The sequence below is a fragment of the Streptomyces sp. MnatMP-M17 genome (genome assembly GCF_900091995.1).
GTDB lineage: Bacteria > Actinomycetota > Actinomycetes > Streptomycetales > Streptomycetaceae > Streptomyces.
In genome coordinates this window covers 1-8,478 of sequence record NZ_FMDK01000758.1, presented here as the reverse complement: position 1 = coordinate 8,478, position 8,478 = coordinate 1, and the positions used below count along the sequence as shown (strand labels likewise).

Genomic DNA, 8,478 nt, shown 5'->3' with positions numbered 1-8,478 from the left:
GCGGCAGCAGGAGCGAGCGATGACGGCCGTGACCAGGTCGGCCGGGCGGGCGTTCACCTCTGTGGCGGAGTCGTACGAGCCGCGTCGCCGCAGAGACGGCGGCCCTCCGGAGAGCACAGAAGGCAGAGCAGACCACCCATGGCCCTCACCGCCCCTCCTCCGAACAGTGAGCCATCGCGAGCCACATCCTCCGGTGCCGGGCGGAGAAAGGCCGTGCCATGTGCCGGACCGCCCGCCGCGCACCATGTCCTGCTCTGTGTCGCGCTGCCGTGTCTCGCGGTCTCGGCCGAGCACGGACAGCTCACCGGCGAAGGGATCGAGGGCTTCTACCAGTCCGGCAGACGTCTGCTCTCCCGCTGCCGGCTGCGGATCGCCGGACAGGAGCCTCTGCCGGTGCAGGGCAGGCTGGTCGCCGCCGACCGGGCACGGTTTCTGGCGGTGGTCCGTACACCCGACGATGCCGGGCCCGATCCGGAGATCAGTGTCGAACGGGTACGGGACGCCGACGGCACCGAACGGATCACGCTGCACAGCTCGGCCCGCCGGATCCGCAGATTCCCGGTGGAGATCTCCTTCGGCAGCGACCTGGCGGGACTGGCCGCGATCGGAGCCGGCCGGGCCGGGCCCGAACTGCCCGCGGCTGTCCACACCGCGGGTCTGCGCTGGTCCGCGCCCGGTGGCGGATCCGCCGTCGTCACCGCGTCTCCGGCGCCCCAGGACGCGCTGGCATCGGCGGGACTGCTGCGCTGGGAGGTGGAGCTGGGGCCCGGGGCCGCCCGCACGATCGAGCTGCGGATCCGCTCCGGCCGGCCTGTCCGGCCGACGGGCCGGACCGGGAGCAATCCACTGCCGGAGGCGGCGGCCGAGGGGGACGATCCCCGGGTGGAGGCGCTGTTCGCCGCGAGCCTCGGCGATCTCCGGGGGCTGCTGGTGCGAGGGCCGGGCGGTCCTGCTGACCTTCATCCCGCAGCCGGTGTGCCCTGGCGCTGCGGACCGCCCGCCGCCGAGGCGCTCTGGGCCGTACGGATGGCCCTTCCGCTCGGCACCCGGCTGGCCGCGGGCACACTGCGCGCGGTCGCCCGAGGCCAGTTCGCGGGAAAAGGACGGGACTTCGGACGGCTCCCCGGGCCGCTGCGGGACGCCGGCCCTTATCTGCCGCCGAGCTGTACCGGAGTGGAGGCGACGCTCGCCTTCCCCGTGGTCCTTGCCGAGGCCCACCGCTGGGGGCTTCCCGAGAGCGACCTGGCCGAGTTGCTGCCGGCCGCGGAGCGCTGTCTGCACTGGCTGCGCTCCGCCGTGGACGGTGGCGAGCTGTTGGGGGAGCCGGGCCCCGCCGGGCCGCAGCGTGTGGAGACCCAGGCCCACGCACACCGCGCGGCCCTGCTGGGAGCCGATCTGCTGGAGGTCTGCGGACGGCCGGGGGCCGACGGGTGGCGCGAGTGGGCGGGCGCGCTGCGGCTGCGGTTCGCGGAGACGTTCTGGATCGAGGACCGCGCGGGCGGCCGTCCGGCCGCGGCGCGTCTCCGCGACGGCCGGTTGCTTCCGTATCCGAGCGGCAGCTCCGCCCATCTCCTGGACACCGGTCTGCTCGGCGAGGGCAGAGCGGCCCCGGGACTGCTGGACCGGGCGCGGACCGAGCGGGTGGCCCGTGTGCTCGGCAGTCCCGCACTGGATTCCGGCTGGGGTCTGCGGGGCCTTGGCGCCCGGGAGCCGGGACACAATCCGTTCGGTCATCGCGCGGGTGCGGTGCGGATCCATGAGACGGCCGTCGCCGTCGCCGGTCTGGCGACGGCCGGACACGGGAAGGAAGCCGTGTCCCTGCTGCGCGGAGTGCTGGACGCGGCGGAGGCCTTCGGCCATCGGCTGCCGGAGATGTACGCGGGAGAGCAGCGCACCGCCGGAGGCGCGCCCGTGCCGCATCCCGCGGCGTGCCGTCCGGCCGCCGTGGCAGCTGCGGCGGGCATCCATCTGCTGACCGCACTTGTCGGTATCCGTCCTGACGCGCCCGGTGGCACGGTCGCGCTCCACCCGGTCCGCCCGGCCCCGCTCGGAGCGGTTCGGCTCAGCGGGCTGCGGGTCGCGGGTGAGCCCTTCTCCGTACGGGTCAGCCGGCTCGGGCTCGGGATGGTGGAGGAAGCGGCGAGCGGTCTCCAACTCGGCGGCGGCGACGGATGAGCCTCGGTGGAGCCGGGTGAGCATGCTCCGTCCGACCCGGACATGCCTTGGACATAGGACGGCCGGATGAGCGAAAGAAGTAATCAGTGGGCATGACCGAAGGAGTGTTTATCGTCAGGCAGACGACTATGATCGCGGCATGTCGCCCTACGACCCGTCGGCTTTTCCCGCTTTTGCCGTCACTGTCGACCTGGTCGTGCTCACCGTGCGGCGCCACGCGCTCTGCGCACTGGTCGTACGGCGCGGAGAGCCGCCGTTCCAGGGCCGGTGGGCGCTGCCCGGCGGCTTTGTCAGGGCCGACGAGGATCTCGCCGACGCGGCTGCACGGGAACTGTCCGAGGAGACCGGGCTCTGCGCCCACGATCCGAAGGCACCGGCGCCCGGGAACGGGGCCCATCTGGAGCAGCTCGCGACCTATGGGGATCCCAAACGGGATCCCCGGATGCGGGTGGTCAGCGTCGCCCATCTGGCGCTCTCGCCCGATCTTCCGGCCCCGCGCGCGGGCGGCGACGCCAACAGCGCGCGCTGGGCTCCCGTCGAGGCACTGCTCAACCAGGAGAGTGGTTTCGTCCGCGAGGACGGACAGCCCGCACAGCTCGCCTTCGACCATGGGCGGATCCTCGCGGACGGTGTGGAGCGGGCCCGTTCCAAGATCGAGTACTCCTCGCTCGCCACCGCGTTCTGCCCGTCCGAGTTCACCGTCGGCGAGCTGCGCCGGGTGTACGAGGCGGTGTGGGGCGTGGCGCTCGATCCGCGTAACTTCCATCGCAAGGTGACGGGGACGCCAGGATTCCTGGTCCCGTCGGGAGGCACGACCACCCGGCAGGGCGGCCGGCCCGCCCAGCTCTTCCGGGCAGGCGGGGCGACCGTACTCAACCCGCCGATGCTGCGTCCCGAGGTCTGAGGGAGTCAGAGACAGCGACGGAGACGGGACAGTGACGGCCTGACGGGCCGTCAGTCGTCCGGTCGACGGGACCTGGTGCCCGGACATAAGACACCCGGGCGGGCAGCCCTGCGCCACAAGTCGGACATATCGCGTTATCTTGCTGCGGTACTCACCCTGCCGCCGAGCGGTCTCACCCCGCGGGAGAAGCGATGCTCCAGGCCATCGGACTGACCAGCACCCCCCGTCGAGACCTCACCTCCGCCGTGGACGACCTGACCTTCGATGCCCGGCCCGGCTCCGTCACCGCGCTTCTCGGTGCCTCCGGCGCGGGCAAGACGACCGCGCTCAGACTGATGCTCGAACTCCAACCCGGCCGAGGAATCACCTACTTCCGCGGCCGTCCGCTCCATCGCATCGCCCATCCGGCACGAGAGATCGGCGTGCTTCTCGGCGATGTGCCAGGCCATCCCGGACGCACGGTCAGGGGCCAGCTCAGGATGCTCGGCGCCGCCGCGGGCGTCCCCGCCTCGCGCGCCGACGAACTCCTCGATGTCGTGGGTCTCCAAGGGCTGCGCGACGAACGTCTCGGCACGCTCTCGGTCGGTATGGAGCGCAGACTCGGGCTCGCCACCGCGCTGTTGGGCGACCCGCACACGCTGCTGCTCGACGCACCGTCCGGAGGACTCTCGCTTCGTGAGACCAGCTGGCTGTTCGGACTGCTCAGCGCGCACGCGGCCCAGGGCGGCACCGTTCTGTACACCACCGACGACCCGAAGGAGGCCGCCCGCACCGCCGATCACGTTGTCACCATCGACGACGGCCGCCTTGTCGCCGACCAGGACGGCGCCGCGTTCGCCCGTACCAGGCTGCGCCCGCGCGTCGCGGTCAGGACACCGCACGCCGCGCGTCTCGCCGATGTGCTGAGCCGTGAGGCCCGCGCGAGCAGACGCTCCGTCGAGGTGGTCACCGAGGCGGGCAGCCGGCTCACCGTCTTCGGCAGCACCTGCCCCGAGATCGGTGAGGCGGCCTTCCGGCACGGTATCCTCGTCCATCAGCTCGCCGACGAGTTCGGTGACACCGGCCCGGGGCCGGTTCCCCGGCTCGCACCGGTCCCGGCCGCCGTCTCCGTTCCGGTGCCTGGCCCCGGCTCAAATCCCGGCTCAGGCTCCGGTCCCGGCTCTTCTTTCCGCACCGTCTCCGTACCGGGCCCGGCCCGGGTCTTCACGCCACGGCAGGCACGGGCCGAGGCGGACACGACACCGACCGAGGCGGTGACCACCCCGCACACGGCGCCGCACGCCACGCCGCAGACCGCCCCGCATGCCACGCCGCACGTCGCTCCCGACGCCGAGACACACACCGGTCCGCACACCGAACTCCGGGCCGAGCCCGCGCCCGACGGTCTCGGCCCGCTGCCGCCGCCGCTGTCGGCGCGCCCGGTCCGCAGCCCGCTCAGACCGGTGCGCTACGAACTCCGCCGCATGCTCGGTGTTCCCAGCACCCATCTGATCGTGGCCGCCGTCCTTGTCGCGTCCACGGTTCTCGCCGTGACTCTCGCCCACAGCGGCAGGACCCCGCTGCCCGGTCTGCTCTCCGCCTGGCCGGGCCTTCTGCCGCTGCCGCCCGCCGCGCTCGGTGCCGGACTGCTCGGCGCCCTCTCGTTCGGCCACGAGTTCCGCTACCCCGCGCTCGCCGACGCGCGCGGCACCGTCCCCCGCCGTCTCGGGCTGCTGCTCGCCAAGTCCGTGGTGATGGCGGCCTCGGCCCTGCTGCTCACACTGCTGGCGGTGGTCGCCGACTTCGGAGTTCTGCGCCTTGTGTACGGCGCCGGTGCCGCGCCCGTACCGGACAACTGGTTGGTGCTCGGTACCGGCTGGGTCGGTCTCGCCGTCGGCTCCGCCTGGGCAGGGCTGCTCGCCGCCGGAGTCTTCCGGGCCGCGGTCGCCGGAGTGGCCGCCGTCATCGCCGTACCGACCCTGGTCGTGCCTCTGCTTCAGGTGGCGTTCTCCGGTCCGTCCGCGCGTTCGATGGCCGGACTCCCAGGCAGACTCCGTGAACTGGCGTGGCTTCAATGGCCGGGCCAGGTCGACCGCTGGCTGATGGTCGCGGTCAGACTCATGGCTCAACCGGTCGCGGCGGCGCTGACGTTGTCGCTTTCGGTCCTTCTCTGTGCATATCTGCTCACCGGCCTTCGCCGCAGGGCCCGTTGGCGACCGAGGAAAGACCGGAGTATGCCCTCCTGCCCACAAGTCCCCTGAGAAAGCCCGCTTCTTTCCGATAAGGCGTCAATCGAAGGGCGAGCGCCGATCACCCTTTCGTGTGCTTTTCAGCAAAGACCTCAAGGCTCATGGAAGCAACGCCGACAAAGGATGCGTGAGTACCCTTGCGCACACCATGATGACCGCCGCCCGTTCCGTCGACTCCGGCCTCGCCGACCCGGGTGAACTCGACCGCTACCCCTTCGCGGAGGCGCCCGGCGCCGACCGCGCGGCAGCCCCCGTCTGGGAGGGCGCCGACACCGATCTGGGCCGGGTGGGACGGCGTACGACGAGCAGCCGAGGCCGCGGACTGCACGGCCAACTCGTCCAGCAGCTCGGCCAGATGATCGTCTCCGGAGATCTGGGCGCCGACCGGCCACTCGTACCCGAGGAGATCGGTCAGCGCTTCGAGGTCTCCCGCACCGTGGTGCGGGAGTCGCTGCGCGTGCTGGAGGCCAAGGGCCTCGTGAGCGCCCGCCCCAATGTGGGTACCCGTGTCCGGCCGGTGAGCGACTGGAATCTGCTCGACCCCGACATCATCGAATGGCGGGCTTTCGGGCCGCAGCGTGACGACCAGCGCCGTGAGCTGACCGAGCTGCGCTGGACGATCGAGCCCCTCGCGGCACGTCTGGCGGCCGGCCACGGCCGGGCGGAGGTCCAGCAGCGGCTCACCGACATGGTGGAGATCATGGGCCATGCCCTCGCCCAGGGTGACTCGATCACCTTCGCGCGTGCGGACGCCGAATATCACTCCCTGCTGATCCAGCTCGCCGGCAACCGCATGCTGGAGCATCTCTCCGGCATCGTTTCCGCCGCCCTCCAGGTATCCGGCGGTCCGGTCACCGGGTGCGACCGCCCCACCGAGGCCTCGCTCGCCCACCACACCCGGATCGCCGACGCCCTCGCCACCGGCGACGCGCACGCCGCGGAATCGGCCATGCGTCAACTGCTCACCGTGCAGCCCGAGGTGGAGCGCGTCGTCCCCGCGCCGCGCGAGCACTGAGCGCCGCCGCAGCCAGGACGTACGGGGATGTACGCATCGTGTGTCGCCGGACCCGGAGGGTCCGGCGATGCGATTGTGGGGGCTTAGATCCCGCTTCTGGTCGCTTTGTCGCAAATGAGGTGTGACTCGGGCCACGTGGATTGGGCGTAACACTCCTCGAGGCAGGGCGATGACCTAAGAGGTGACAGCCGAGGAGGGAATACGACCGCCGTGCGTGGCGCTGTATTCACCCTCTGAGGTCCTAACCCGCGCCGTCGGCACATCCCCAGCCGACGGTCGTCGGCTCCGGCCCGATCCTGGGCGGGGCCGGAAGCCGTTTCCATCGTTCCGAGAGGTTGTTCGTGTCGGCCAGCACATCCCGTACGCTCCCGCCGGAGATCGCCGAGTCCGAGTCTGTGATGGCGCTCATCGAGCGGGGAAAGGCTGATGGGCAGATCGCCGGCGATGACGTGCGTCGGGCCTTCGAGGCCGACCAGATTCCGCCAACCCAGTGGAAGAATGTTCTGCGCAGCCTCAACCAGATCCTCGAGGAAGAGGGTGTGACGCTGATGGTCAGTGCCGCGGAGTCGCCGAAGCGCACCCGCAAGAGCGTCGCAGCGAAGAGCCCGGTCAAGCGCACCGCCACCAAGACTGTCGCGACCAAGACGGCCACGGCGAAGACTGTCGCGGCAGCCACCGCAGCTCCCGCGGTGGAGAGTGTCGACACGGCGGCCGACGAGGCCGTCGTACCCGCCAAGAAGACCGCCGCGAAGAAGACCGTGGCCAAAAAGGCGACGGTCAAGAAGACCGCCGCCAAGAAGACGACCGCCAAAAAGACCGTGGCGGGCAAGAAGGACGCCGACGAGGTCGCGGACGGCGAGGAGCCGACCGATGAGATCCAGGGCGGCAAGGTCGAGGAGGAGGAGACCGAGGGCGAGAACAAGGGCTTCGTACTCTCCGACGACGACGAGGACGACGCGCCGGCCCAGCAGGTCGCCGTCGCCGGTGCCACCGCCGACCCGGTCAAGGACTATCTGAAGCAGATCGGCAAGGTCCCGCTCCTCAACGCCGAGCAGGAGGTCGAACTCGCCAAGCGCATCGAGGCCGGACTCTTCGCCGAGGACAAGCTGGCCAACTCCGACAAGCTCGCGCCCAAGCTCAAGCGCGAGCTGGAGATCATCGCGGAGGACGGCCGGCGCGCCAAGAACCATCTGCTGGAGGCCAACCTCCGCCTCGTGGTTTCGCTGGCCAAGCGCTACACCGGCCGCGGCATGCTCTTCCTGGATCTGATCCAGGAGGGCAATCTCGGTCTGATCCGCGCGGTCGAGAAGTTCGACTACACCAAGGGCTACAAGTTCTCCACGTACGCCACCTGGTGGATCCGTCAGGCGATCACCCGCGCCATGGCCGACCAGGCCCGCACCATCCGTATCCCGGTGCACATGGTCGAGGTCATCAACAAGCTCGCGCGTGTCCAGCGCCAGATGCTCCAGGACCTGGGCCGTGAGCCCACGCCGGAGGAGCTGGCCAAGGAGCTCGACATGACCCCCGAGAAGGTCATCGAGGTCCAGAAGTACGGCCGTGAGCCGATCTCCCTGCACACTCCGCTGGGCGAGGACGGCGACAGCGAGTTCGGAGACCTCATCGAGGACTCCGAGGCGGTCGTCCCGGCCGACGCGGTCAGCTTCACACTGCTCCAGGAGCAGCTCCACTCGGTGCTCGACACGCTCTCCGAGCGTGAGGCGGGCGTGGTCTCCATGCGCTTCGGCCTCACGGACGGCCAGCCCAAGACGCTGGACGAGATCGGCAAGGTCTACGGCGTGACGCGGGAGCGTATTCGTCAGATCGAGTCCAAGACCATGTCGAAGCTGCGCCACCCGTCGCGTTCGCAGGTCCTGCGCGACTATCTCGACTAGGACCATCTCGATCAGGTCTCTTTCAGGGGCGCACTGAAGCGCGTTCGAAGGCCCGGATGCCACCACGGATCCGGGCCTTCGCCTCGTGCGCGGGGTGCGGGACGGGCACGGGAGGATGACTCTGGGTAGATAAGTCTTCACCGGAGAGTCAGGAGCCCGTATGCGTCATTCGCTTGCCCGAGTGCTGACGGGAGGAGTGGCCGCGATCGCGGCGGGGGTCCTGCCGCCGCTTCTCTCGCCGCCGCCCGCCGTCGCCGAGGG

General features: G+C 70.7%; 5 protein-coding genes. All 5 read left to right on the top strand.

Translation table 11 applies throughout. The features are described 5' to 3' along the window. The first annotated feature begins 213 nt into the window (after positions 1–213). The 5 genes from GA0115259_RS29925 (at position 214) to GA0115259_RS29905 (ending at position 8,217) form a co-directional block, all read left to right on the top strand. A complete protein-coding gene (locus GA0115259_RS29925; protein WP_256098203.1) occupies positions 214–2,175 on the top strand; it encodes a glycogen debranching N-terminal domain-containing protein in 1,962 nt (653 codons plus the stop codon). 139 nt (positions 2,176–2,314) lie between these two features. Next, positions 2,315–3,079: an NUDIX hydrolase gene (locus tag GA0115259_RS29920; protein ID WP_093602814.1), complete on the top strand. Its 765-nt coding sequence runs from the start codon at positions 2,315–2,317 to the stop codon at positions 3,077–3,079. Between the two features lie 191 nt (positions 3,080–3,270). Continuing rightward, on the top strand, positions 3,271–5,319 hold the full coding sequence (locus GA0115259_RS29915) for an ATP-binding cassette domain-containing protein (RefSeq protein WP_093602812.1): 2,049 nt from the start codon (positions 3,271–3,273) through the stop codon (positions 5,317–5,319). Between the two features lie 115 nt (positions 5,320–5,434). After that, positions 5,435–6,322, top strand: a complete 888-nt coding sequence (locus tag GA0115259_RS29910) for a FadR/GntR family transcriptional regulator (protein ID WP_161230499.1) — start codon at positions 5,435–5,437, stop codon at positions 6,320–6,322. A gap of 341 nt (positions 6,323–6,663) precedes the next feature. Then, positions 6,664–8,217, top strand: coding sequence for an RNA polymerase sigma factor (locus GA0115259_RS29905; protein ID WP_093602808.1), 1,554 nt, complete (start codon positions 6,664–6,666; stop codon positions 8,215–8,217). The last annotated feature ends 261 nt before the right edge of the window (positions 8,218–8,478 follow it).

Bases quoted from the DNA above. Each gene is read 5' to 3' on its own strand.
- GA0115259_RS29920 (WP_093602814.1), top strand. From the start codon at position 2,315: ATGTCGCCCTACGACCCGTCGGCTTTTCCCGCTTTTGCCGTCACTGTC.
- GA0115259_RS29915 (WP_093602812.1), top strand. From the start codon at position 3,271: ATGCTCCAGGCCATCGGACTGACCAGCACCCCCCGTCGAGACCTCACC.